Origin of the sequence: Erwinia psidii (assembly GCF_003846135.1) — a bacterium.
Classification (GTDB): Bacteria; Pseudomonadota; Gammaproteobacteria; order Enterobacterales; family Enterobacteriaceae; genus Erwinia; species Erwinia psidii.
In genome coordinates this window covers 200,340-225,859 of record NZ_RHHM01000007.1, presented here as the reverse complement: position 1 = coordinate 225,859, position 25,520 = coordinate 200,340, and the positions used below count along the sequence as shown (strand labels likewise).

The 25,520-nt window shown below is 53.1% G+C and carries 17 protein-coding genes and 1 pseudogene; 11 read left to right on the top strand and 7 right to left on the bottom strand.

Going from position 1 to position 25,520, the window contains the following annotated elements; translation table 11 throughout:
* Positions 1-33: 33 nt before the first annotated feature.
* Both EB241_RS10880 and EB241_RS10875 read left to right on the top strand, forming a co-directional pair.
* Complete coding sequence (locus EB241_RS10880) at positions 34-1,608, top strand: methyl-accepting chemotaxis protein (protein WP_124233194.1); 1,575 nt, start codon at positions 34-36, stop codon at positions 1,606-1,608.
* Between the two features lie 265 nt (positions 1,609-1,873).
* Positions 1,874-1,984: pseudogene (locus tag EB241_RS10875) on the top strand (IS200/IS605 family transposase); the annotation flags it as partial.
* A gap of 102 nt (positions 1,985-2,086) precedes the next feature.
* Here the strand turns inward: EB241_RS10875 and EB241_RS10870 are convergent.
* The 3 genes from EB241_RS10870 to EB241_RS10860 form a co-directional block, all read right to left on the bottom strand.
* The gene (locus tag EB241_RS10870) at positions 2,087-3,295 is read right to left on the bottom strand and encodes a L,D-transpeptidase family protein (RefSeq protein ID WP_124233193.1); all 1,209 of its coding nucleotides are present in this window, start codon (positions 3,293-3,295) and stop codon (positions 2,087-2,089) included.
* Positions 3,296-3,479: 184 nt separating this feature from the next.
* A complete protein-coding gene (locus EB241_RS10865) occupies positions 3,480-5,294 on the bottom strand; it encodes a glycoside hydrolase family 15 protein (RefSeq protein WP_124233192.1) in 1,815 nt (604 codons plus the stop codon).
* A gap of 65 nt (positions 5,295-5,359) precedes the next feature.
* Positions 5,360-5,950: a DedA family protein gene (locus EB241_RS10860; RefSeq protein WP_124233191.1), complete on the bottom strand. Its 591-nt coding sequence runs from the start codon at positions 5,948-5,950 to the stop codon at positions 5,360-5,362.
* 1,028 nt (positions 5,951-6,978) lie between these two features.
* Between EB241_RS10860 and EB241_RS10855 the strand changes: the two genes are divergently transcribed.
* The 3 genes from EB241_RS10855 (at position 6,979) to EB241_RS10845 (ending at position 11,263) form a co-directional block, all read left to right on the top strand.
* Positions 6,979-7,425: a hypothetical protein gene (locus EB241_RS10855; RefSeq protein ID WP_124233190.1), complete on the top strand. Its 447-nt coding sequence runs from the start codon at positions 6,979-6,981 to the stop codon at positions 7,423-7,425.
* Positions 7,426-7,783: 358 nt separating this feature from the next.
* On the top strand, positions 7,784-8,725 hold the full coding sequence (gene pbpG, locus EB241_RS10850; RefSeq protein ID WP_124233189.1) for a D-alanyl-D-alanine endopeptidase: 942 nt from the start codon (positions 7,784-7,786) through the stop codon (positions 8,723-8,725).
* Between the two features lie 99 nt (positions 8,726-8,824).
* Positions 8,825-11,263, top strand: coding sequence for a DUF3772 domain-containing protein (locus tag EB241_RS10845; RefSeq protein WP_124233188.1), 2,439 nt, complete (start codon positions 8,825-8,827; stop codon positions 11,261-11,263).
* 134 nt (positions 11,264-11,397) lie between these two features.
* Here the strand turns inward: EB241_RS10845 and EB241_RS10840 are convergent, their stop codons facing one another.
* The 4 genes from EB241_RS10840 to EB241_RS10825 form a co-directional block, all read right to left on the bottom strand.
* The gene (locus EB241_RS10840; RefSeq protein ID WP_124233187.1) at positions 11,398-11,631 is read right to left on the bottom strand and encodes a tautomerase family protein; all 234 of its coding nucleotides are present in this window, start codon (positions 11,629-11,631) and stop codon (positions 11,398-11,400) included.
* A 17-nt stretch (positions 11,632-11,648) separates the two neighbouring features.
* The gene (locus tag EB241_RS10835; protein ID WP_199737350.1) at positions 11,649-12,587 is read right to left on the bottom strand and encodes a pseudouridine-5'-phosphate glycosidase; all 939 of its coding nucleotides are present in this window, start codon (positions 12,585-12,587) and stop codon (positions 11,649-11,651) included.
* Positions 12,577-16,467: an amino acid adenylation domain-containing protein gene (locus tag EB241_RS10830; protein WP_199737349.1), complete on the bottom strand. Its 3,891-nt coding sequence runs from the start codon at positions 16,465-16,467 to the stop codon at positions 12,577-12,579. Before EB241_RS10830 ends, EB241_RS10835 begins: the two co-directional genes overlap by 11 nt.
* Before the next feature lie 151 nt (positions 16,468-16,618).
* Complete coding sequence (locus tag EB241_RS10825) at positions 16,619-16,954, bottom strand: MarR family winged helix-turn-helix transcriptional regulator (RefSeq protein ID WP_233592585.1); 336 nt, start codon at positions 16,952-16,954, stop codon at positions 16,619-16,621.
* Positions 16,955-17,241: 287 nt separating this feature from the next.
* Here EB241_RS10825 and upp point away from each other — a divergent pair, with 287 nt between their 5' ends.
* The 6 genes from upp (at position 17,242) to EB241_RS10795 (ending at position 25,437) form a co-directional block, all read left to right on the top strand.
* On the top strand, positions 17,242-17,907 hold the full coding sequence (gene upp, locus EB241_RS10820) for a uracil phosphoribosyltransferase (protein WP_124233184.1): 666 nt from the start codon (positions 17,242-17,244) through the stop codon (positions 17,905-17,907).
* Positions 17,900-18,832, top strand: coding sequence for an EamA family transporter (locus EB241_RS10815; RefSeq protein ID WP_124233183.1), 933 nt, complete (start codon positions 17,900-17,902; stop codon positions 18,830-18,832). The genes upp and EB241_RS10815 overlap by 8 nt, the downstream gene beginning before the upstream one ends.
* Before the next feature lie 38 nt (positions 18,833-18,870).
* Positions 18,871-19,584, top strand: a complete 714-nt coding sequence (locus EB241_RS10810; RefSeq protein WP_124233182.1) for an HAD family hydrolase — start codon at positions 18,871-18,873, stop codon at positions 19,582-19,584.
* A 572-nt stretch (positions 19,585-20,156) separates the two neighbouring features.
* Entirely contained in the window at positions 20,157-22,454 is a 2,298-nt protein-coding gene (bglX, locus tag EB241_RS10805) for a beta-glucosidase BglX (protein WP_124233181.1), read from the top strand.
* A gap of 95 nt (positions 22,455-22,549) precedes the next feature.
* A complete protein-coding gene (locus EB241_RS10800; RefSeq protein WP_124233180.1) occupies positions 22,550-23,416 on the top strand; it encodes an oxygenase MpaB family protein in 867 nt (288 codons plus the stop codon).
* Between the two features lie 125 nt (positions 23,417-23,541).
* On the top strand, positions 23,542-25,437 hold the full coding sequence (locus EB241_RS10795) for a methyl-accepting chemotaxis protein (protein WP_124233179.1): 1,896 nt from the start codon (positions 23,542-23,544) through the stop codon (positions 25,435-25,437).
* The last annotated feature ends 83 nt before the right edge of the window (positions 25,438-25,520 follow it).

The following is a 25,520-nucleotide window of genomic DNA, read 5'->3' as shown; positions in this document are numbered from 1 at the left end:
TTGCGAGTGCACACTGAACCGGAAGGTAAAAATATGTTTAGTCACGGAAAAATAAAGCTCAGCGCCATGCTCACAATGGCATTCCTTTGTGTTATTCTCATGGGCGTTTTTATGACCGGCTTTGCCGGGTATAAACTCAGCTCTGCCAGCGACCAACAGGAGTTGACGCGTGCACGACTGACCGATTTACAGGTCCTTCAGACGCTGAAAGACAATTTAAATCAGCAAACCACGTTGCTGCTGGCGTTGACAGGGCATAATCAGCAACCGGCGCTGAATGACCTTAACGCACAGTTTTTTTCACTACAGAAAAACAGCGACGAAACCACAGCACATTTTCGCACGCTGATTAACGGCGCGAAAAAAATTCCCGGTATCAATATTGCCGAAGTTGAAGAAGCTTCCGGCCTGTTAAAAAATATTGAAACAACCTCTCCGGCTTTTAACACCGCCGCACAGGCCGTATTTCAGCAAAATGATATTCCTGTCGTGGACAAGCTTAATTCCGGGTTAATTCCTGCACTTTCTCAGTACCGCACTGCTGTCAATGATATGGTGGCTTATCAGGCGCGCGTTACGCTGAAAACGGCTCAGACGTCTACTCAGGCGCTGTCCGGGGTTTATCTGAGCTTAGTGGCATTAACGGTGGTGTTTGTGATGCTGGGATTTGCCATGAGCTGGCTGATCACCCGCCGAATCAAAGGGCAGCTGGGCGGCGAACCTTTGCAGGCACAGGTGCTTGCCGCCACGATTGCCGCAGGCGATCTCACCACCACGATTCCACTGCGTCATAACGATACCACCAGCCTGCTGGCCTCGCTGGACAGTATGCAGAGTCATCTGCGTGGACTGGTGTCGCAAATCAAGAATTCTTCTGCTTCCGTGGCGCTGGCCGCCGGAGAGATTTCTCAGGGGAATACCGAACTTTCTTCCCGTACCGAGGAGCAGGCCGCCGCCCTTCAGCAAACGGCCGCCAGTATGGAACAGCTTACTGCCACGGTAAAAAGCAATTCGGCCAGTGCGCAGCATACGGCGGAGTCTGCACGCCAGGCCGCCGTATTTGCACGCGCTGGCGAAAAGGATATGCAGCACATGTCAGAGACCATGAATGACATTTCACTGAGTGCCGTGAAGGTACGGGATATTACGTCGGTGATTGAAGGCATTGCTTTTCAGACCAATATTCTCGCGCTTAACGCCGCTGTCGAAGCCGCGCGTGCCGGTGAGCAGGGACGTGGTTTTGCCGTCGTTGCGGGGGAAGTCAGGACGCTGGCACAACGCAGTGCCACGGCGGCCAGAGACATTAAACAGCTGATTGAACAGGCGGTGACGCAGGTGGAAAGTGGGGTGACGGTGGCAGCAGGCACTGGCCAGAGCATCCTGAAAATCGTCGGTATGGTGGGCGATCTTGCTCAGGCAATGGATAATATCTCGCTGGCCTCTTCTGAACAGATGCAGGGAATTTCGCAAGTCAGCATTGCGGTGACGCAGATGGACAGGGTAACGCAGAATAATGCATCGCTGGTTGAAGAGTCGTCCACTGCGTTGCATTCTCTTTCAGAGCAGGCTAACGCGTTACGTGAAACGGTCAATACCTTCAGGATATAAACGCTGGCTTTCTTGCGGATGTCAGGACAGAGTGGAAAATGATCTGCCGGGTACGGCTCACTAACGCCACTCTTCCTGAACCTGTCATGCAAAAGCCGTTTCCATCGGAAAAGCAGTGCGCAGGGGCACGAGGTTGGTGACGGCACCCTGCGTAATGCGATAAACGCCGCGTAGGATTTTCGGTGCAGAGAGTCAAAGAGAAAGGCTGCTGTTTCATGCGAAACAGCAGCCTTTCTCTTTGTCGTCCCTAAAAGGGCACTGTTGCTGGTTTGCAGATACTGTCGGGGTGAACGGGGAAATTATCAGACGGTATGTGAGGCATCAGGAGAAAACGAAACAAACAGATGAGCAGCCGATGGAATGGTTAGTGTGGTAATCGAAAATTGACAACAGACCCCCTTTCAGAGGGCATTGTCAAAAGCCACCTTCCGGGGAAGGTGGCTTTTACTTTTAACCAACGGATTACCTGAGGGCTGTCTTACTGCTGGCCGTCAGTGCCGGTGGTGGTTTTGGAACTGTCAGCGTCAGGGGTGCTTTCGTAAACCGGGCCAGGCTGGCTGGGGGCCACAAAACTACCGTCTGGCGTGGCCGCGGCCGGAGCCTGTTGTTGCCCATCGGTGGCCTGTGGAGCCTGGCTGTCCGCAGGCGCACTGTTTTCAACCGGGTTTGCTCCCTGGCCAGTCACCGGAGTCATCGGTTCTTCGCCGGGCTGAGCACCTTGTGTCTGCGGTGCGGCAACCGGTTTGCCAAAGCGGTCGTCAGCGCCGGTATTGAGTTTAACCGGCATACCGCTACGGGTCTTCAGGGCATTATCCAGCGTGGCGCTGTCGACGCTCGCATCGCTGACCACTTTATTCACTACCGGGGTGATGCTCAGTGGAACAGGCTCACGGGAGTTAAACTGCTCCTGAGTCTGGGAAAGGGGATTATGCACTTCCACCAGACGGGAACCATCCGGCTCAACGGAGGCTTTGATCGGCTGATCGATAAACTGCACCCGGGTACCGGCAGGAACATTGTCAAACAGCCATTTAATATCATCCGCACGCAGGCGGACACAGCCGTGGCTGACGCGCAAGCCGATACCGAAGTTGGCGTTAGTGCCGTGGATGGCATACAGGCGACCAATATAGAGCGCATACAGGCCCATGGGGTTATCCGGGCCGGCCGGGAAGTAGGCGGGTAGTGGTGCACCTGCTGCTGCCGCGTCTTCATGCATTTTTTTGGTTGGCGTCCAGGTTGGACCGTCTTTTTTCCGCTCTACTTTGGTGGTCCAGCTGATTGGCGTATCTTTACCCAGTTCACCGACGCCAACTGGCAGTACTACCACGGTTTTGGTGCCTTTCGGATAGTAATAAAGGCGCATTTCCGCACTGTTGATCACGATGCCCTCGCGCGGGGCGTCAGGCAGGAGCAGTTGCTGGGGGATAACCAGTTTGGATCCGCCTTTCGGCAGATAAACATCCACGCCTGGGTTGGCCTCCAGCATGTTGCTCAGGCCCATCTGATACTGGGCAGCGAAGGCCTCAAGCGGCAATTTGTTGTCCTGAGGCAGGGTGATTTCAATATTCTCACCAATCAGACGACTGTTTGCCGCAGGCAGGGAGTAAACAATGGCTGAGGCTGACTGGCTGTATGCCGTCACGGCCAGGGCTAAAGCGGCTAATGCGCGGATGCTCTTTTTCATATTTTTCAGGTAAAGCGCCATGTGATCGGTGGATAAATAAACCTGTACCGGCAGGTGTGACCGGATGCACATTATATGGTCATAATCCGACAGGAATAAACCGTGATTTGCCTCTGTGGCCCTATATTTACCCAGAATTTTCTGTAAAAACTGGTACGGCACGGTAAATAGGGACATTTTGTCTTCAGGGTTGCCAGAGCGGGTCGTCGCCGTCCAGCTTACGGTTGAGGAAAAAGGCCGCGCTAATCAGGGCCAGATGACTCAATGCCTGCGGGGTATTACCCAGCGCATAACCCTGATGATCGAACTCCTCCGCATAGAGTCCCAACGGACTGGCATGGCTCAACAGCTTTGCGAATTCAACGTGCGCGTCATGTACCCGCCCCGCCCGCGCCAGGCATTCGACATACCAGAACGAGCAGGCCACGAAAGCGCCTTCCTCACCAGACAGCGCGTCAGCGGGGGTTTCATCCTGCTTATATCGCCGCACCATACCACCGCTGACCAGCTGCGCTTCAATGGTATCAAGCGTGGCCAGCCAGTCGGGATCGGTTGCGCTGACAAAGCGCACCAGCGGCATCAGTAACATTGAGGCATCGACAGAATCACCGTGACGGGTGGCGGTAAAATGCCCTTGCGTGGGGTTCCTGAAGTTGTGCCAGATATCCTCGCTTATCCGGTCACGTACCTCGCACCAGCGTTGGTGGGGAAAGGGGAGGGAGCGCTTACCCGCCAGCCGGATAGCGCGGTCCATCGCCACCCAGCACATCAGCCGGGAGTGCAGGAAATGCTGAGGCTCACCCCGCATCTCCCAAATCCCGGCATCGGCCTGATGCCAGTTTTCACTGACATAATCGATCATTTTGCAGATGTGATCCCAGCCCCGGTGGGAGATGGCCTCCCCGTATTTATTGGCCAGATAAATGGCGTCCATCAGTTCGCCGTAAATATCCAGTTGCGACTGCCGCGAGGCGTCATTACCGATCCTCACCGGCGCGGAACCGGCGTAGCCAGACAGATTCAGTAATTCACTCTCCTGTAGCTCGGTGCCGCTGTCCAGACGGTACATTACCTGTAATTTTTGCACCTCATGGTGGCTGTTTTCAACGCAACGCCCCACCCAGCGGGTAAAATCGCGCACCTCATCGACATAGCCAAGACGCATCAGCGCGTACATGCTGAATGAAGCATCGCGTATCCAGCTGGCACGATAGTCCCAGTTGCGTTCGCCTCCCAATGTTTCCGGCAGGCCAAAAGTGGCCGCCGCCGCGACCGAACCGTGCCGGCGGGAGGTTAACAGCTTCAGCGTCAGGGCAGAGCGGTTGACCATCTCCCGCCAGCGACCGCGCCAGGTGCTGCGGGCGCTCCAGCTTCGCCAGAAATGCAATGTCTCCTGAAAGCACTTTTCGCTGCTGGGCCGATCCGGGTGCTTCCCGTCGGCAGCGCCAAAAATGAATTCCTGCCGTTCGCCCGCTTTCAGCGTAAACTGAGCGGTGGCGACGCCGCCCTGTACCGTAAAATCCACTTCACCGTAAAGCCTGAGGACCGGCTGCCGGTCGGCACTGAACAGAACGCTATTTTGTTGCAGGTGGGCCACGGTGGTGGCTCTGGCATAGTCATGTACCGGCGCACAGCGCAGGGTAAAGGTTGTTTCACCATCGACCATGTGGATCCGGCGGACAATGCACGGAGTGGAATCTTCACTGGCATATACCGGCATATAGTCGGTCATTTCTGCCACGCCCTGTTCTGCCAGCCAGCGGGTTTGTAGCACGGTGGTATCTGGCAGATAGATTTGCTGACGGCGGACCTCCTGCCAGTGCGGTGCCACCGAAAACATGCCTGCGTCATCGCTGTCCAGCAGTGCGGTAAACACTGCTGGACTGTCCAGATTGGGCCAGCAGAAATAATCAATGGTGCCATCGCTGGCAATCAATGCACAGGTGCGCAGGTCGCCAATGACGCCGTGATCGTCAATCCGACGTATTATCTCACTCATGCTTTTCTCTCCCGGTTGGTGCAACAGATGACGGACAGATATAGCGGACAGACGCAGCGCGTGGTTTACCCCGTCTGGCTGTCCTGTTCATCCTCCCGACGGTCTGAACGATGCTTAACATAGCGGCGTATCAGCCAGACCAGCACCCCTATCAGTACCAGCCAGAACAGCGGTTTCAGATGCTGGTCCAGCGTGTGCAGCCAGGGAGCGATGACCTGTCCACCCACATAGCCAAGTGAGACAAAAATCAACGCCCAGAAAACCGCGCCAATCAGATTAAACAGCAGGAATTTTTGCGGCTTCAGCCGACTGGCACCGATAATGACCGGTCCGATAATGCGCAGGCCGTACATAAAACGTACGCCGGTGACAAACAGCGCTGGCCGTTTACGAATCAGCCTGTTAGCGCGGGCAATCTGTGGCTGATGTTTCCTGAACCGCTTCAGAACGGCTGTACCATAATAGCGGCCGACAAAAAACAGGGCGATATCCCCCAGAATACCGCCCAGGGCGACTGTCAGCAGTACCAGATCGTACTTCAGCAGTCCCTGATGGGCTGCCACGCCGCCCAGCAGAGTGAAGGTTTCACCCTCTGCCAGGCAGCCGAGAAACAGTGCCAGATAACCATATTGTGTAATCAGATGATTAACATCCATTCGTCCTTTCTCCTGTGGCTTTGGAAAGCCGCTCCGGCTTGTGAACTCTGCCGTTTCTCCTGCCGCCCGATCTTTTTTACTGCAAAGTATTCACCAGACAACGCCGGGGTATAAAATGCGCAGGCAGCGGTAATTTCAGGGACATTAAGCTGATTGTCCGGCGTTATGGCAGCGTAAAAATGAACGGTTTAGCCGTTTTTATAAACAAACCGTCCGCCTGTTACCGCCTTTGTCGCCGCGGGTATGCCTGCGGCCGCGAGAGGTCTGGCGCATTCTGAGTGCGGGAGAATACGACACCCTGGTTTTATTGCAGGTGAGTCATGTCCATAAATATCATAGACCGCTACCCAATAAATGCGCCTGATATCGCTGCACTTTTTTCAGTGCCTGTGGACCAACAGGAAACAGAATGGTGATGTTGATAAAATGCCCGGTACATGCCAGCCGTGAACGGCACTGATGATGTTGTGAATGCTGGCGTGGAGCAACGGCCAAAACGGTTCTGCGTGATGAATCCACTACGGAGCATCAGGCTGATTGCCCGGAACGTCGGGTGTTGTTTCAACCGGTTAATGAGCAGAACCGCCCGCCTGTTGTTTCCGCCTGGTTTGTTTTGCTAAACAACGCCTTATCAGAGGCCCTTTTCATTCCGCTGCGGTTCAGTCACGCGCGCCTGACGCCCGTCCCATCAGGTCCTGTTTACCTGCCATTTTGGCCCAGAGCAGCGCCCGACATCCTCATCTGCGCGCTGTCCGCCTCGGTCTGCTCGCTCCGCTCACCTGTTTGGGGCGTTTAAATGCAGGTTGTATTCCGCTGTCCGCGAGGGAGGGGCAATGCCTACGGCAATGACGTCTGGTGGGACAGGCTCTGAGGGTTTTCTGAAATAGAAATCGTTTCGCTTAAAAAGTTTACACTTATATACAGGAAATAATACCAGGCAAACCAGCTTTATACCGGTTACGGTGTTTTTACGCGCGATTTGAATATGTCTGAGAAAGTAATTAATTCAACATGAAGGGGCAATAAAAATGGAAGAAAATACTAAAAGCAATGCACCTGTATTTGAAGTTATGTCTGAGTTCGGTAAAATATCTGCCAATTTAATTGGTCGTCAGCAGCCATTGATGAAAAGAGTTACTCAGGATTTTTTTAACAGCATCATTGCGAAATTTCGGGAGGCGAAAACCACCCGGTTCAGAATGATTGCCTCAATGGTTGAATTTGTCGATGTCCGGGGCAACCGCGCTCGCCACCCCCTTTCGGCACAGCAGTTTGAATACCTTATTGAGGACGTTTTGGAGAATGGCTCAGAAGTTGTTGATTCAGAATTTACCATTACCGGACGCATTGACAGCAATTTCCACTTTGATCTGAAATTCAGGAATAACGCGAAAGAGTCTGGAGAGGTCGGCTGTATATTAGTACCTTTACATGATGGAGAAACTCGCTTTATTTTCAGATTTCAACCCCACTAAACTTACCTCGCGGTCTCAGGGCCGCATAATTATTTTTTTTCAGCATTAACCTTTATTGAAAATTAAATGGACGATCTGGCCACCAGACCAAGGTCTGCTATTTATTGGGGAAAAACGTTTATTCTGTTCTGTCAGCAACACGACAGAATTTGAGTTCGCCGATCGGCACCGGGGTGGGTTGTCTGCCTCATTGCGTCCTGTCAGTAACAGTCCATTAACGCTCAGAAACGAATAACCTTTAGGAACTTACTGAATATCCGGCGTATGATGCGCAGGTCAGCCCCGTGGAACCTCAATGGTGCGGTGGCGGCGTGCAGCCAGGCTGCACATGACTCACTACCCGGTTAAGTTTTTTAAAATGCCTGCAAAAATTCACCTGTCGCTTCTCAATCTGATTTTACTTGTCTTTGGTGCTGTTTTCCTGCACCAGGCCATCGCCAGCCCGCGTCAGACGGCGCCGGCCAGCCAGCCGGAGATCGCCTCTGGCAGCGCAATGATCGTCGATCTGAACAACAATAACGTGATCTATGCCAGCCACCCCGATCTGGTCCGCCCGATGGCGTCCATTACCAAAATCATGACGGTAATGGTGGCGCTGGATGCGCACCAGCCGTTGGATGAGATGCTGAATGTCGACATCAGCCACACGGCGGAGATGCGCGGCGTTTATTCCCGCGTGCGGCTCCACAGCGAAATCAGCCGTAAAAATATGATGCTGCTGGCCCTGATGTCGTCGGAAAACCGTGCGGCGGCCAGTCTGGCCCATCACTATCCGGGAGGATATGACGCTTTTATTCGCGCGATGAACGCCAAAGCGCATGCGCTGGGGATGAAAAATACCCGCTATGTGGAGCCAACCGGACTGTCGACCCTGAATGTTTCCACCGCGCGGGACCTGACGAAGCTGCTGATTGCCACCAAACGTTACCCGCTGATTGGACAACTCAGTACCACCCATGAGCAGATGGCGACTTTCAGAACGCCGAACTACACTCTGCCATTCCGTAACACCAATCATCTGGTGTACCGGCCGGACTGGAATATCCAGCTGACCAAGACCGGGTTCACCAACCAGGCGGGACATTGTCTGGTGATGCGCACGGTGATTAATCAGCGCCCGGTGGCGCTGGTGGTGATGGATGCGTTTGGAAAATATACCCATTTTGCTGACGCCAACCGTCTGCGTAACTGGCTGGAAACCGGCAAAATATCTCCGGTTCCGGCTGCCGCACTGAGCTATAAAAAGCAAAAGGCGGCCGAGATGGTCAGTAATGACGGTGCCGCCGATGTCATTGAATAATTCATCTTTCCTGTCCTGCCAGGCAGGATAAGCACGGCAACGGGCACCCGGTTTTCGGGTGTGGGCATTTAGCGATCTTGTTTTTATTCGGAACTTTTCATGTCTGATTTACGAAACTTCTTTCGCCTCTGTTTGCTGGTCCTGATGTTCCTCTCACCGGGAATGGTACAGGCTGCCAGCGAAGAGGCCAGCCAGCAAACCGGTGAAGCCCCGGTGAAGGTCAATGCGTCGGTCGAACTGCCAAAGATGCAGAAAGTCCTGGATAAAATAAAGCAGCAGGTCTCAGGCGAAACCAATGACAGCCGTCTTTCGTCGCTCAATGATATGGCGCTCGAACTTTCCGGTGACGCCGACACACTGATACAGGGTATTACGCCTAAGCTGGCACAGTTGCAGGCACAGTTGGGGGTGCTGGGGCCGGCACCTAAAGCCGACAGTGGCGTCAAAGAAACCGCTGAGGTCACCAGCAAGCGTAAAAATCTGGAAAGCCAGAAAGCGAAAATGGACGATCAGATCCAGCAGGCTGAGTCGATCAAAAGTGGGGCTGTCAATCTCTCCGCGCAAATCATTAATCTCCGCCGCGAAGGATTGAAAACGCAGCTGGCGCTCAATGCCGGCAGTATTTTTGGTCCCCGTTTCTGGTCACCGATGTTTAACACCGAGAGTGATGATGGCGTCAGAATCGGTGGCTTTATTAGCGAAATTGGCAGTGCTGCGGTGCTCTCCTGGCAGCCTGGCTGGCGTCTGGGTACCGTAATTTGGGTGATGTTGGCTATCCTGGTTGCCACTCAGGGGCGGCGTTATCTGGAAGAATTTCTCGCCTGGGTGGGGATCCATCTGCTGCCGGAAGGTCGCCTGCGCCGTAGCTTCCTTGCTGCTGCTGTGGCGATGACCACGCTGGCGGCGGTGGTGCTGGCTTTTAATTTCCTGAGTCTGGCCTTCACCCGACATGACGAAGTAGTGGATGATGTTCGCTCCTTTGTCGACAAACTGGTTGGACTCAGTATTTTCTGTGGGCTGATTGCCGGACTGGGTAGGGCGTTTCTCTCCACGCGGCGCCCCTCCTGGCGCTTGCCGAATATCTCCAACCAGGTGGCGCTGGCGCTGAAACCCTTTCCTCCCCTGACGGCCGGGCTGGTGTTTGTTTTTCAGATGCTGGAAATCCTTAATAACAGCGCCAATACCAGCGTTGGCACCACGGTGCTGGCGAGTGGCGTGACCGCGTTCTTTATCGGCGCAACGGCGCTGTCAATCAGCTTTCGCGTCAAGCGCGTTCGCCGCAAAATCATTCTTGCCGGGGGGCAGTCGGAAGCCCGTTCTACCCTGGTTGGGTTGATCCAGATGGCCATCACGCTTTTCGGGGTGGCGATTTTACTGGCGCTGGTGGTTGGCTATATCGCACTGGCCCGTTTTCTGGGTTATGAACTGATCTGGATGGGCATCGTTTTTGGCTCTTTCTATATTCTCAGTCAGCTGGTGGCAGACGCCTGTGAAACCCTGTTCTCCGTCAATAACGCCTCTGGTAAAAGTATTCAGCGTTCACTGAATGTGGATGCGCGGCATCTGGGGCAGGTGGCGACGCTGTTGGGGGCAACAGGCAAAACCCTGCTGGTGCTGGTCGCGGCAATGGCCCTGCTGAACGGCACTTTTGGCAGCGGGACGCCGATCGAACTGGTACAGAAAGCCATTGAGTTCTGGGGCGGTAAGGGGCTGGAAACGCTGAATATCGTGCCGGCTCATGTGCTGAATGCGCTGCTGTGTCTGATTGTGGGCATCTATGTGTTACGCTCCGCCAGACGCTGGCTGGATCAGGATTTTCTGCCTAAAACCACCATGGACGCGGGGATGCGCGTTTCGCTTATTACCCTGTTCAGCAATCTGGGTTATGTGCTGGTGTTTCTGCTGGCGCTTTCCATCATGGGACTACAGTGGAACAAACTGGCGTGGATCGTCAGTGCGCTGTCGGTAGGTATCGGTTTTGGTTTGCAGGAGATTGTGAAGAATTTTATTTCCGGTTTGATCCTGTTGACGGAACGGCCGGTGAAAGTGGGCGATCTGGTCAGTATCAGCGGTATTGAAGGGGATATCCGGCGTATCAACGTGCGTGCCACGGAAATTCAGCTTGGCGATCGTTCGACAGTGATCGTCCCTAATTCACAGTTTATTTCGCAGAATGTGCGCAATGCCACCATGGGGAATGCCCAGGGGGTTGCCACGATCACGCTCACCTTCCCGCTGGATATCGATCCGGTTCTGGTGCGGCAGCTGCTGCTTGATGTTTATACTGAGAACGAACGCATTCTGGATACGCCGGAGCCGTCGGTGACCTTCAAGGATCTGATCCCTGCCGGGATTGTGCTGTCGGTGACGGGCAACGTTGCCAGTCCGCGTCAGGTTTCAGGGGCGAAAAGCGACCTGCTGTTTGATATCCTTACCCGTTTGCGCAAAGAGGGCGTGGCGCTCTCTTCGCCACAGACGATGATATTTGAGCAGCGTAATGGCCAGCGGGTGATGGTGGATGACAGCGTTGAGTCATAACGCCGTTACTATCGCCGGGCACCGTATGTCGTAGCACGCCGCCGCCGGGCGTTAAACCCGGCGGTGGTTGTATTGCTTAAGTGGCCTTCAGGCTGAGAGAAGTGACATTTTCGCGCCCATAGTCCAGCGGGCGCTTATTTATATTTATAGCTGACGGGTTTTATCACCTGATAATTTGGCTGATGAATATATTTTTTCAGCACCTGTTCTGCCCAGTTGTTTTTATCCACCGGTTCGATGGTGACAGAGACAAACTGGCTGTTAATCCCCAGTTTTTCAACGATAACCTCGGTGAGCGCTGAGGAGAGTGCCTGAAGATCCACCTGTGTTTCAGGACCCTGATGAAAACTTACGTTAATATGCGGCATGGTTACTCTGCTCCTGATTATTCACTGAGATTCTGGCGGTAAAGGTAATGGGCCATGGCAATTTCTCCCGCCACGCGTGCTGTATTGATTAGCACCGCCTTATTGGCCTCGGCGGAACGGCCATCGGTCATTTTTTCCACGGCTTTCATGATAAATTTAGTGACCCCGTTGCCGGTAATGCCATGGTGTTTTGCCTGCGATATCGCCTCTGCAATTGCCTGCTGAACTTCTTCACTGTTAATGGCATCCTCTTCCCTTGTGGGGGTGGCGATGACCAGCCCGGCAGAACCCGGTAATGCGCGGTTGATCTCAATCGCGCGGGCGATATGCTGGCCTGAATCGATGCGCATTGGGCTTTTGAAGCCGCTGTTACGGCAGTAGAAAGCAGGGAAATCATCAGACTGCCAGGTGACAAGCGGAACGCAATGGGTTTCGAGATATTCCAGCGTTAAACCCACATCAAGAATGTTTTTAACACCCGCGCAAATTACCGTTACTGTTGATCGTGTCAGCTGGATAAGGTCGGCGGAAATATCCATTGAGGTTTCCGCACCGCGATGTACGCCACCTAATCCTGCTGAAGAGAAAAACGGGATACCGGCCAGCTCGGCAATCACCAGAGAAGAGGCGACGCTGGTGGCACCCATCGATCGCGTGGCCAGAATAAAAGGCAGATCGCGACTTGATACCTTTGCAATATCAGCGGTCGTGGCGAACTTTTCTATCTGCTGATGATCCATCCCCACCAGAATTTTTCCGTTATCAATCGCTATCGTGGCAGGAACAGCCCCGCTGGCCCGCACCGCCGCTTCAACGTTCAGCGCGGTTGCCGCGTTGTCAGGATAGTTAAGCCCATGAGTAATGACGTTGGATTCCAGCGCCACAACCGGACGACCCTGTTGCAGGGCATCTTTAACTTCAGGCAGATACTCAAGCTCAAATTCTTTACTTCGCATGTTTCTCATCCTTGTCACTGATAGCAGGGGACAATTTTTGCAGGAGCTCATCGATCCCTTTGGGTTTCAACACCGTGAAATGATCGACACTAAGTTCAATCAGCTGCGGGCGTTGTCGGCTGAATTCCGGGGCATTGTCCAAAAAGGAGTAATGATCCCCCCGTGCTTTAATAATCGTCACCGGCGCGTTGAGCCGGCGATTTTCCAGCTCATGAAATGCATAACTGAAACCGTAGGTGGTTTCGACGATACGAATAATGCGTTCAACGGTGTCAGCGTGCAGTAAAGGAAAACGCTGGCAGATAAAGGCAATAAATGCCTGGCGCGTGGTGCATTGCGCCAGGCAGCGCTCAAGCAGAGGACCTTCAATCTGATGGGCAAATACCGAAAATAAAATGGCCAGGAACACCGGATTATCAAACGCGGCCCGGTGTTCATAGCGCTGCTCGCGTTCCATCTGAGTCATGGGCGCGCCCGGAGCCAGCAAATACAGCGCTGCAACCGTGTCTCCCTGTGCTTCCAGCTGTGCCGCGGTTTCGAAAGCAACCCGCGCACCAAAGGAGTATCCCCACAGGGTATAAGGCCCGTCTGGCTGTATGGCCTTGATTTGCTCAATATCGTCCCGCGCCATTTCTGTGACATTTTGTCGTGGCACTTCACCTTCATTGATCCCCTCGGCCTGTACACCAAAAAAAGCGCGCTGACCGGGCAGTTTCTCAGCCAGTTGCCTGAGGCTCAATGGATAGCCACCCAGGCCTGGCCAGCAGAAGATCGGGCGTTCGGTAAATGCATTGAGCTTAATTAAACGCGAACAGGGAACGGCAGCATGACGGCATTTTTCGACGGCTGTCGCCAGGCCCCGTACGGTAGGCATTTGAAATATCACCTGTAGCGGAAGTTTTATCGCAAACATGTTATTAATGCGATTAATCAGCGCCACGGCGCTGAGGGAGTTTCCACCGGCGGCGAAGAAATCATCGGCGGCAAATACTTCTTCCCATTTCATCACCGCACACCAAATCTCGCCGATGGTCTTTTCCAGGGGGGAGTTGAGCGCTATTTTCTCGCCACAATTATCGGTTTCGTTTAATTCAGGTAAGGATTTTAATGCCAGAGTGTCGATTTTTCCGTTAGCGGTTTGAGGCAGGCGCTCAACAATGATGACTTTATTTGGGATCATATAGTTCGGTAGCTGTGCAGCCAGATCCTCTTTAAGCAACTCAACGGGACCCTGTATATGAATACGATCCTCATTCATGCCGGTATGCAGATACTGCGCTTTGCTCACCGGTCCACCGAGGCAAAAATAAAAACAGTCCATAGGCAAGTGATGCTGTGCCAGTATGTTACGCATTTCCGTTGCCGCCGGCAGGTCGTGATGACTTTTGGAGCTGTAGCCGGATGACATCAGCCCCAGCAGATGTTTATTACTTTGTAGCCGGTGCATTTCACGACCGGCAAGCACATAGTGTTCATCAGGATCTGCTCCGTTACAGACCACGCCAATACCAAACGATGCCTGCTCAAAAACCCGCTGGTTAATGGCGATAACATCCTTTTTCTGCAACATGCTGTCAGAGATAAAATGCAGCGCTCCCTGCTGAAAAGCATAGAGGCCCGCTGCCAGTCCTTCGACATGCCGGTGGACTTGCAGATAGAGTTGAATTTGTGCTCTGTCCGGTTTTACCGGCGCCTGGCTGACAACATAGCCACCGAGATAGTCGTTATAGTGATGACCGTCATACCAGTCAGGCAGTGGCCCTCTTTGCGATGCTGAGCGCTCGGCATGTAAGCCATAGGCGGGCAACAGTTCATCAAAAAGCCCCAGCATATGGCCGGTTTCCATCTCCAGCACTTCACGCAGATTATTTTTATATACCGGCGCTATGGCATCACGCTCGCCGATAAAATGTAGTTTTATCAGCTGATGACATGTGCCAGCAACAGGGGCGATGGGCACCAGAGCATGTTTGGCCGGGTGGTAGTAATAGATGGCTGCGGGCAGTCCTGCCACGCCGTTTAACTCAAGGTAGAGTTGTGTGGCGTACAGCGCGCCGGGAGAGGCATAGGCATATTTGGGCAACAGACGATCTTCACTGATAAACTGCCCAAAATGACGCAGCAGTTTCCCGATATTTTCGGGCGCTAACGCCGGTTTTCCGGCCAGTAAATCGCCCGTTTCCGGCTGGCGTTGTAACACCTGCACCAGCGTTTGCTGGCTTACCTGTGGCCCTCCCTCAAAAAACCGATAGGTCTTGCGGCCAAAGGCGGTTTCCAACTGCCCGCTGTCGGGTGTTTTAAAGGCCAGGGGAATGCAGTCAGCCAGCTGCTTTGCTGAGAGTTGACGACAGCCCGCGTTAGAGAGCTGTGCTTTGACCTGCAGTTTGTTGGATTTGGAAATATGATGACTGTCATGCTTGTCCTGGTCCATTAACGCCGCCTGCCGCCTGTCCAGCTCAATGCAGGCCGTCAGGATCTGCTGGCCGGATCGCGGAGCCTGCTGCACGATAACCGCCGCGTGTTTAACCCAGTGATGCTTTTCAATTGCCAGGCGAATTTCGTCCAGCTCGACACGATAGCCACGCAATTTTATTTGATTGTCAGCGCGGCCAACAAAAAAGGTATTTCCCGTCTGATCCTGCCGGACTAAATCACCGGTCCTGTAAAGCAACTCGTGGCCAGGAACGGGAGTTCCTGAAGCGGGAATGAATCGTTCACGGGTCAGCTCGGGTCGCTGATAGTAACCGCTGGCAACCTGTACACCTGAAATATACAGCTCGCCGGTTTCTCCCAATAAAACCGGCGCTCCGGCGCTGTCCAGCACATGGTAGAAGGTATCCGCTACGGGTTTACCGATGGCAATCGCATCGGGATAAGACGCCACCGACTCTGCCTCCAGGGTGAAACTGGAGGTATTAATAGTGCATTCGGTTGGACCGTATAAGTTGGTCAGTCTGGCGTGCGGCAGGTGCTGAAAAAACTCCGCGGCAAGAGGGCGTGTCAGGATCTCCCCGCCGCTGAAAACCTTTTTCAACGCCTGGCAATCAGGAAACAGCGGATGTTCAACCAGCGCGTGAAGCAGGGTGGGAACACACTGCAACACGGTAATGTTTTGTTGTTGCAATGTATTAATCAGGGCATCCGGGTCGCGGTAACAGTTTTTGGGTCCGACCACCACCTCGCAGCCAAAAGCCGGCGCCAGTATTTCCCACTGTGCCGCGTCAAAACTGATTGGTGTCTTCTGTAAAATCCTGTCGTTTTGATCAAAACCAAACTGCTCTTTTAACCAGGCTATCTGATGAGAGATATTGCGCCAGCTCACCATTACCCCCTTGGGGTTTCCTGTGCTACCGGAGGTGTAAATCATATACGCCAGGCGTTCCTGCGGGCGGCTTAATACAGCATCAGTGGTCGCCACGCTGACTTTCTCAAGGTCGTCCTGGGTGATAATGGTGACCTTTTCGCCAACGATAGCCATCAGCTGTGCTTTAAGGGCTGGCTGGGTTAACACGATGGTCACGCCAGAATCTTCGATCATATAACGCAGACGATCGGCGGGATAATCCGGCGCAAGGGGAAGATAGGCGCGCCCGGCGGCGAGAATGCTCCATGCGCCACAAATCATCTCAACGCAGGGATCGCAGTACAGCCCTATAAACTGCACATCCTCCTCGATCAACGCATGCAGGCTATCTGCACTTCGCGCTATTGATTGCAGGAAATGTTGATAACTCAGCGAGGTATTCTGATCTTTTACGGCGATATGCGCCGGTCTGGTGCGGACACAGCGTACAAGCATGGCGAAAAGATCGTGAAAATGAGTAGCGGAACCGGGATCTGGTGAGGTAATAAAGGAAGAAACAAGGCGTTTAAAAGTCATGATGATGTAATCTTTCTGGATTTTATATTTCACTAGGAAGATACTTTTGTGTAAATCAATGTCAAGTTTCTTTTTGGTAGGGTATTTTTGCAGGTGAGATATGGATCTAAAAAGCAGCGGTTTTACCGGCCAGGATTGGCCGGTGGAATGGTTATTTTTCTTTATCTAACAGCCAGATACGCAAAATTGATGCCAGCTGTTCACGCTGCTGGGCACTGAGAGGTGACAATATTTCATCTTCATTTGCCACATGTTCAGAAATTGCTTTATCAATAAGCTGCTTGCCTTTGACCGTTAAGGACAGGTTGCAGCTGCGTCTGTCTGCTTCACTGTAAACTCTCTCAATAAAGCCGCGCTGGACCAGTTGCTCGACGCGGGTGCTCATGGCGCCTGATGACAGCATTAAGGTTTGATAGAGTTCAGTAGGGGTGGTTGGTGTGTTAAGCCGCCTTAGCGTCGCCAGAATGTCGAATTCTGTCTGACTCAATTCGTTATTCCTGAATGTTTTTTCCAGGCTCTTATCTACAAGGCGGCTCATCCGGCTAAGTCGTCCAAGCACCCCCATGGGAGAACAATCCAAATCGGGGCGCTGCTGAAGCCACTGGACAAGCAGCCTGTCTACATGGTCGTACTGCATAGTCTTCCTCATAAAAAAGAAACTTGAAAAAAGCCGTGCATCTGATTATCTTTCTCTTAATTATCTTTCATAAAAGATATAAATCTAAAAGATATAATCATCTTAACATCTTATGGTTGTTTCTCAAGGACACATCTATGCCTGTTTACCGAAATGTTCATGTGTTACCTGATTCGCCGTGGCTATCCAGTTTGCAGCTTCAGGCGCGCAACCGTGCGGCAAGTCTGAAGACATTTGTATATGCATCCAATCAGCTGATCCGTTTGCTATTACAACATGCGGCCCACTATCTGCCTTACCGGGACGAGGTGGTCACCACGCCAATAGGTGACGTTTTTCACGGGAAATCATTAAAAAATGGCGTTTGTGGCGTTTCGGTGATCAGGGCCGGAGAGAGCATGGAGGTGGCGTTCAGGGAGATGTTTCCTGAACAGCCCATCGGCAAAATTCTTATTCAACGGGATAAAGAGACAAAACAGCCGCATTACTTTTATTCGCATCTGCCCGCCACGGTGGGGGAGATGTCGGTGATGTTGTTTGAACCGATGTTGGCAACCGGCGGTTCTGTGTTGAAAGCCATAGACGTGCTGCAGGAAAGCGGCGTGGCGGCTGACAATATTATTGTGGTCAATCTGCTTGCGTCGCCATCGGGTATTGAGAACGTCACAAAAGCATGGCCGGCGTTGACCGTGGTCACCTCGTCAATAGAGCAGGGGATGACCGAGGCGGCATTTATGCGTCCTGGTATCGGGGATTTTGGCGATCGTTACTTTGGGACCTGGCCTGGAGCATCACATGAATAAGTTATCAACGCTTGGTAATATTCTTATTACTGCCCTGGCCCCGGTTATCTGGGGAAGCACCTATATTGTCACCACCCAAACGCTTCCTCCTCATGTGCCTTTGCTGGCATCGGTAATCAGGGCGCTGGTGGCCGGACTGATTTTATTACTGGTTTGCCGCGTGCGGCCTTACGGTATCTGGTGGCTACGTATAGCGATCCTCGGATTTCTTAATATCGGCCTGTTTTTCTATTGTCTGTTTGCCGCCGCTTATTTTTTGCCCGGTGGTCTGGCGTCGCTGGTGATGTCCTGCCAGCCGGTTATCGTGATGGTGATTGGTGCGGTGGTCTTCAGGCATAAACTCAGAGCGATACATATTATCTCTGCGGTGATTGGCGTAACGGGCATTAGCCTTCTGGTATTAAACAGTGCCGTGACATTAAATTTTCAGGGCGTTGCTATTGGGCTTGTCGGCACCACCAGTATGGCGATGGGTATTTTGCTGACCAAATACTGGGGCAGGCCGCATAATATGTCTTTACTGGCATTTACCGGCTGGCAGTTAACGATGGGTGGATTAATGCTGTTGCCAGCCGCGCTGACGCTGGAGAAGTTGCCGGCTGCCCTGACCTTCACCAATCTTTTAGGCTACGGCTGGTTGACGCTGGCCGGTGGCGTTCTGGGCTACTTTATCTGGTTCCGGGGCATAGAGAAACTGCCGCCGGTAACCACCTCGTTTCTGGGATTTATGAGTTCTCTGTCGGCCTGTGTGCTCGGCTATGTGATTTTGGGGCAGACATTTACTCACTTACAGCTGGTGGGCTGCCTGGCGATTATTACATCAATATATCTTGCCCGTCCGTCGCGGCGAAATAAGGCTGAACCCCAGGCAGTAAGCGGGTCACGGCAGGAAAATTTGACCAATTCAGTTAAACGCCGGTGTTAATCATTTGCCCGCACAAATAAACCGTTGAGAGTTAAATAATGAAAGATAATCAGGCCATCGTGATGTTTGATCTCGATGGGACACTGTTCGACACGGCACAGGCTATTCCCCTTACCTTTAACGCTGCTTTCCGTGCGCTGGGTTTGCCTGCGTTTTCCGCTGATGAAATAAGAGTTACTATCGGACTTCCGCTGGAAAAAGCATTTTCTGATCTGATGAATCTGGCGGTGGATCATCCACAGGTTATTTGCGCGGTGAATGAATATCAGCGTCAGTTCAAAACGATTATTCTGCCCGCGGCGAAAGATCTGCTTTTCCCCGGCGTGGCCACCGGTCTTGAACATCTTCACTCGTCGGGTTTTCGTTTATCGGTGACCACCAATAAATTTTCTCACAGTGCCAATACACTGTTATCGGCTGCCGGCATTGCGCATTTTTTTGATATTGTGGTTGGCGCTGATGAGGTCGCGTCGAAAAAACCACATCCTGAATCAGGGCAGAAAATCCTCGATTTTTTTCAGGCCGATAAATCACAGGCCATTATGGTGGGGGATACCACTCACGATATCCTGATGGCCAACAATCTTGGCTCGGCATCGATAGCGGTAAGTTATGGTATTCATGATAAAAACACCTTAATTGCCGCAAGGCCAGGTATTCTGGTGGACAGCTTTGATGATGTGGTGAAACAGTGCCATGAAATGACCGCACGGGCTGTTGCCGGTGAATCTTCTGTTAACATCACGCGCTAACGATCCTGTTGTCAGCGCTTTCGTCATGCTGAGGTAATTATGCAGGAGATCATCTCCGGTTTTTTTTCAGTCTATATAAAAATGGGCTATTTAATTGCGCTGTGGGTTATTATTATGTTTATTCTCACCGGGCGTCATATATTTGGCCACGCCGCGGATCTGGTGTCATATAGGGACAGCGTGGGTTATGTTTTTTCCATGCTGCTGCTGATGCCGGTTTTTTATTCTTTCTACATCAAAGAAATTTACCGGTTGCATAAAAAGCTGACGGGGTACAGACACCGGTGATTTAACGCGTAAGATTAACAGGGGCACCGGCCTGAGGCTTTTTTCTGTGAGTATAATTGTACCGCCCGGAAATACCGGTAGCGGTTTGCTGCCATCAAACAGCTGTATTTTGTCCCCTCCTCAGCATGCTGCGGCCGGCAGTTGGCTGGCGTTAAAAAACCGATCCTTTTTGCTGTCATGCGTTGAAAACTATCTGCTATCCTCAACTTATGGCACACTGAGCGTCTTACAACTCTGTAACACTCTGACCCGTTTTTTGCCGTTATTTGAGAGAAACCAATCTGATGAAATGGATTTGCTCTGTCAGTCTTGCTGCCGCTTTGATCATGCAGCCAGCTTTTGCTGAAACTCACCCCGTTCCCCATGCATTAACCCCCGAAGCCCGTGATGCGTTTGTAACGGATTTGCTGAAAAAAATGACGCTGGACGAAAAAATTGGCCAGCTCAGATTAATCAGCGTGGGGCCGGATAACCCGAAGGAGGCGATCCGTGAGATGATCCGGCATGAGCAGGTCGGGGCGATTTTCAACACCGTGACCAGGCAGGATATCCGTGCAATGCAGGACCAGGTGATGCAGCTCAGTCGCCTGAAAATCCCCCTCTTTTTTGCTTACGATGTGGTGCACGGTCATCGCACGGTGTTTCCTATCCCACTGGCGCTCGCCGCCAGCTGGGATTTGGATGCCGTGGCAGAAGTGGGGCGTATCTCTGCTTATGAAGCTGCCGATGACGGCCTGAATATGACCTGGGCACCGATGGTGGATGTTACCCGTGAACCGCGCTGGGGCAGGGTATCTGAGGGATTGGGTGAAGATACTTACCTGGTTTCACAAATGGGCCGCACGCTGGTGACGTCAATGCAGGGCAAAAGCCCGGCGGATCGCTACTCGGTGATGACCAGCGTTAAACATTTTGCCGGCTATGGCGCGGTGGAAGGGGGACGCGATTACAACACCGTCGATATGAGCCCACAGCGACTGGCACAGGATTATCTGCCGCCTTACAAAGCGGCGCTGGATGCAGGTAGCGGTGGGGTGATGGTGGCGCTTAACTCGCTTAACGGCGTGCCGGCCACCGCAGACAGCTGGTTGCTGAAGGATCTGCTGCGCGATGACTGGAAATTTAAGGGCATTACCATCAGCGACCATGGCGCGATTAAAGAGTTGATCAAGCATGGTGTTGCCAGCGATCCAAAGGATGCGGTGCGGATTGCGATCCAGTCTGGCGTCAATATGAGCATGAGTGACGAATTTTACAGTAAGTATCTGCCAGGACTGGTAAAAAGTGGTGCGGTCAGCGAACAGGAAATTGATGATGCCACCCGTCACGTACTCAACGTCAAGTACGATATGGGCCTGTTTAACGATCCCTACAGCCACCTGGGCGCGCCGACGAGCGATCCTCAGGACACCAACGCCGAAAGCCGTCTGCATCGTGAGCAGGCACGTGATGTGGCGCGCAAAAGTATCGTGCTGTTGAAAAACCGTCTGGAGACGCTGCCGCTGAAAAAGTCTGGCACCATTGCCGTGATTGGTCCGTTGGCCGACAGTCAGCGTGACATTATGGGCAGCTGGTCGGCGGCGGGCGTGGCTTCGCAGTCGGTCAGCGTGTTGCAGGGACTGAAAAATGCCACCGCCGGTAAAGCCACCCTGCTCTACGCGAAGGGGGCGAATATTACCGACAATAAAGGTATTCAGGATTTCCTCAATATTTACGAAAAAGCGGTGATTATCGATCCGCGCTCCCCGCAGGCGATGCTTGATGACGCCGTGGCCACCGCGAAGAAGTCAGACGTGGTGGTGGCGGTAGTGGGGGAAGCGCAGGGCATGGCACATGAAGCCTCCAGCCGCAGCGATATCACCATCCCACCGAGTCAGCTGGCGCTGATTGATGCACTGAAGGCCACCGGTAAACCGCTGGTGCTGGTGCTGATGAATGGCCGTCCGCTGGCGCTGGTCAAGGAGAATATGCATGCCGATGCGCTGCTGGAAACCTGGTTTAGCGGTACCGAAGGCGGTAACGCCATTGCCGATGTGCTGTTCGGTGATTACAACCCATCGGGCAAGTTGCCGATGTCGTTCCCGCGCTCCGTTGGACAAATTCCGATTTATTACAACCACCTGAATACCGGGCGGCCTTATGATGCGGATAAACCCAATAAATACACCTCGCACTATTATGATGCTGCCAACGGTCCGCTGTTCCCGTTTGGTTACGGTCTGAGCTATACCACCTTCCAGGTATCGCCTGTCACGCTGTCGTCAAAAACCATGCCGCGCAACGGTAGGGTGAATGCCAGCGTGACCGTGACCAATACCGGCCACCGCGACGGGGCCACGGTGGTTCAGCTCTATCTCAACGACGAAATGGCCAGCATCAGCCGTCCATTGAAAGAACTGAAAGGCTTTAAGCGCATTATGCTCAAGGCCGGTGAGACGCAGACGGTCACCTTTCCCATTGACGTGAACGCGTTGATGTTCTGGAACGCGAAGATGCAGCAGGTGGCAGAACCGGGTAAATTCAGGGTGATGATTGGTCTTGATTCCGCACGCACCAACAGCGCGGAGTTTGAATATCTGTAGGCGGCTGGTGTTGTTTACCGGTTAAGCCTGGGTTTTATATCAGGGGGCGATCTGTTCGCCCCTTTTTTTTCTGAGAGGGTGGAGCAGCAACCGCTATGTTTTCGGTGCGTGAACGTATACAGCAGCAAATTTTCCGCCTCAACGGACTGGCTGGCAGTGAGTTCGACCTTAGCCAGCCTGCGGGTGATCCCGGCCTGTATGGCCCGGACAGCACGATCTGGCGCGTGCACGGTGACTTTTCTTCCATGCTGTGCGGCGGTATTTCTGCGTTACTGTTGCAAATGTTGCATCCTCTGGCACTGGCCGGCGTCTGGGATCACTCCAGCTTTCGCGAGGACATGCAGGGCAGATTGCGCCGGACCAGTCAGTTTATTGCGGTGACCACTTTTGGCAATACCGCTGATGCCCACAGCCTGATTGCACGGGTGAAACATATCCATTTGCAGGTAACCGGCACGGATGCCACCGGGGTTGCCTATGCAGCCAGCGATCCGCTATTACTGACATGGGTACATGTGGCTGAAACCAGCCGTTTTCTGGCCGCCTACCTGCGCTACAGGAATCCGCAGCTCAGTCTGACAGAGCAGGACCGCTACTACACTGAGGCTGCTGTGGTGGCAGAGGCGCTGGGTGCAGAGAACGTACCGAAAACCGCACAGCAAGTGGAGGATTATCTGTGTGCGATGAGGCCGCAGCTGCGATGTGACGAACGCACTCAGCAGGTGATGAATCTGTTGCTCAATGCCCCGGCCTCCAGCTGGCAGGTGCGACCCGCAATGCGCCTGATGATGATGGCCGGGATTGAACTGTTACCGGAGTGGGCACAGCGGAAGTTCGGTTTTCATTTTTCTCCGTTACGCCGTTATGCTGTACGCCAGCGTCTTCACCTGCTGGCGCGGCTACTTCGCTGGTCTGTTCGTCAGGGGGCGTATTACCGTGCGATGCGACGGATGGGGCGCTGAGAGGGGCGTCAAAACTGGGACGAGGATATTTTTCAGTTTGTGAGCTTGATCGCCTCAAGTTTCAGAAGCCGTAGCCGTTAATTTCATAAGGCAATTGTGCCATAGAGTTATCGGTGAGGCTCTCCATGCTAAAAACAACCCAGGGCAGGTTTACCCTACTGATCGTCGGCTTCTTTATTTTGTTGCTGATGATCACTGTAGTGGTAATAAAAATATTTGTAGCGCCTCAACTGACAACCAGTGAGAGCAGGCTTGTGCGCTATGAAGTTGATACGATTGGCTCACGTATCACTGATATGATGAACCGTATCCAGGCTCAGCAGCGGAGCATTACCGAAACTGTCGCCGTGCTGGACAGCGACAGTATTGACAGGGTTTTACCGGCGCTGGTTAACCAGTATCAGGATGTCAATGTGTTTGGCGGCGGGATCTGGCCTCTGCCCAAACAGCGCGATCCGGCAAAAGATAAATTCAGTACCTTTTTTGCCCGTAACAGCAGCAATATTTTGCAGGTGAATACCTTCTGGAACTCCGCCGAAGCACCCAATTATTATGAGCAGCCTTGGTATAAAGACGGCATGGCGGCACAAAAAGGGCAGTGCGCCTGGGCAAAAGCCTATCAGGATGCCGCCAGCCCACAGCCACGCACCAACTGTGCCATGGGAATTTATCGTAATGGCACCGCATGGGGTGTTGCCACCATCGACGTAACCCTGGGCTTCTTCAACCACCTGGCGAAAGAAATGGGCCGGGCAATTCAGGGGCAGGTGCTGATTGTGGAAGCTGACGGTAAGGTCGTCGGGGATGCCAGCCTGGTGGATGCAGCGCCAACCTTGCATAATCTGAGCGAGCTTTCTGTGCCGATGTCAGTACCGCTGCGCGCCATGCTCAGGGACGTCTCCTCAGGACCAGCGCAAGGCAGTTATGAAGGCAAAGATGGTGAGCATACGCTGTTTGTGCAGCAAATTAGCGGTAGCCCCTGGTATATCGCCAGCGACGTTCCCACCGCGTTACTGTCAAAACAAAGTAACGCAATTCTGACCCGGCTTGGTCTGGTACAGATCCCACTGGCGATTTTGCTGCTGCTGATACTGCTGGTTTTTGTCCGCAATCTGATGAAACGTCTGAGCGGATTAAACAATAACATTCTGGCACTGTCTTCCGGTGGGGCCGATTTAACGCAGCGTCTGCCTGCCAGCGGCAGCCCGGAGTTTGATGCGGTTGCTCAGAGTTTTAACAACTTTATCAGCTATTTGCAGGGGCTGTTACGCCAGGTGGGTGACAGTGCGGTAGCCATTACCTCCGCATCGAAAGAAATTGCCAGTGGCAACCTCGATCTTTCCGCCCGTACCGAAGATCAGTCCAGTTCCATTGTGCAAACGGCGGCCTCGATGGAGCAGCTGACCGGAACCGTCCGGCAGAATGCGGATAATGCGACCCATGCAAACCAGCTGGCGGGGGATGCTTCCCGTGTGGCAGAGCGTGGCTCCAACGTGGTGAAACAGGTGGTTACCACCATGGGTGAAATTAACACCTCTTCACGTAAAGTTGTTGATATTATCGGGGTGATAGACAGTATTGCGTTCCAGACCAATATTCTTGCGCTTAACGCTGCCGTGGAAGCGGCGCGCGCCGGAGAGCAGGGACGTGGTTTTGCCGTGGTGGCTTCAGAAGTGCGTAACCTGGCTCAGCGCTCAGCCAACTCTGCCCGTGAGATTAAAAAGCTGATCGAAGAATCCGTGGCGAATATCGATCACGGGAGCCTGCTGGTACAGGAAGCGGGTAGCACCATGGACGAGCTGATGAACGGCGTAAGCAGCGTCACCACGCTGATGGCCGAAATCATGTCCGCCAGCCGTGAACAAAGCATGGGGATCGATCAGATCAACACGGCGGTTAACCAGCTTGACAACAGCACACAGCAAAATGCGTCGCTGGTGGAGCAGGTTTCTTCTGCCGCGCAGGCGATGGAAGAACAGACTCTTCAACTGGCCCACGTGGTGAGCAGTTTCAAACTGTAACATCCAGCCCGACCCGGTGATGCGGGTCGGGCTGACTGCCCACAATCTGCCATGCGCTCTCACCTCCTGAGCAGACACAACCT

What these genes read in the sequence shown, in the direction of transcription:
- pbpG (WP_124233189.1), top strand. Translation starts at nt 7,784, where the DNA reads ATGCCTGCAAAAATTCACCTGTCGCTTCTCAATCTGATTTTACTTGTC.
- EB241_RS10830 (WP_199737349.1), bottom strand. Translation starts at nt 16,467, where the DNA reads ATGACTTTTAAACGCCTTGTTTCTTCCTTTATTACCTCACCAGATCCC.
- EB241_RS10810 (WP_124233182.1), top strand. Translation starts at nt 18,871, where the DNA reads ATGAAAGATAATCAGGCCATCGTGATGTTTGATCTCGATGGGACACTG.
- upp (WP_124233184.1), top strand. Translation starts at nt 17,242, where the DNA reads ATGCCTGTTTACCGAAATGTTCATGTGTTACCTGATTCGCCGTGGCTA.
- EB241_RS10845 (WP_124233188.1), top strand. Translation starts at nt 8,825, where the DNA reads ATGTCTGATTTACGAAACTTCTTTCGCCTCTGTTTGCTGGTCCTGATG.
- EB241_RS10880 (WP_124233194.1), top strand. Translation starts at nt 34, where the DNA reads ATGTTTAGTCACGGAAAAATAAAGCTCAGCGCCATGCTCACAATGGCA.
- bglX (WP_124233181.1), top strand. Translation starts at nt 20,157, where the DNA reads ATGAAATGGATTTGCTCTGTCAGTCTTGCTGCCGCTTTGATCATGCAG.
- EB241_RS10835 (WP_199737350.1), bottom strand. Translation starts at nt 12,587, where the DNA reads ATGCGAAGTAAAGAATTTGAGCTTGAGTATCTGCCTGAAGTTAAAGAT.
- EB241_RS10800 (WP_124233180.1), top strand. Translation starts at nt 22,550, where the DNA reads ATGTTTTCGGTGCGTGAACGTATACAGCAGCAAATTTTCCGCCTCAAC.
- EB241_RS10870 (WP_124233193.1), bottom strand. Translation starts at nt 3,295, where the DNA reads ATGAAAAAGAGCATCCGCGCATTAGCCGCTTTAGCCCTGGCCGTGACG.
- EB241_RS10865 (WP_124233192.1), bottom strand. Translation starts at nt 5,294, where the DNA reads ATGAGTGAGATAATACGTCGGATTGACGATCACGGCGTCATTGGCGAC.
- EB241_RS10860 (WP_124233191.1), bottom strand. Translation starts at nt 5,950, where the DNA reads ATGGATGTTAATCATCTGATTACACAATATGGTTATCTGGCACTGTTT.
- EB241_RS10815 (WP_124233183.1), top strand. Translation starts at nt 17,900, where the DNA reads ATGAATAAGTTATCAACGCTTGGTAATATTCTTATTACTGCCCTGGCC.
- EB241_RS10840 (WP_124233187.1), bottom strand. Translation starts at nt 11,631, where the DNA reads ATGCCGCATATTAACGTAAGTTTTCATCAGGGTCCTGAAACACAGGTG.
- EB241_RS10795 (WP_124233179.1), top strand. Translation starts at nt 23,542, where the DNA reads ATGCTAAAAACAACCCAGGGCAGGTTTACCCTACTGATCGTCGGCTTC.
- EB241_RS10855 (WP_124233190.1), top strand. Translation starts at nt 6,979, where the DNA reads ATGGAAGAAAATACTAAAAGCAATGCACCTGTATTTGAAGTTATGTCT.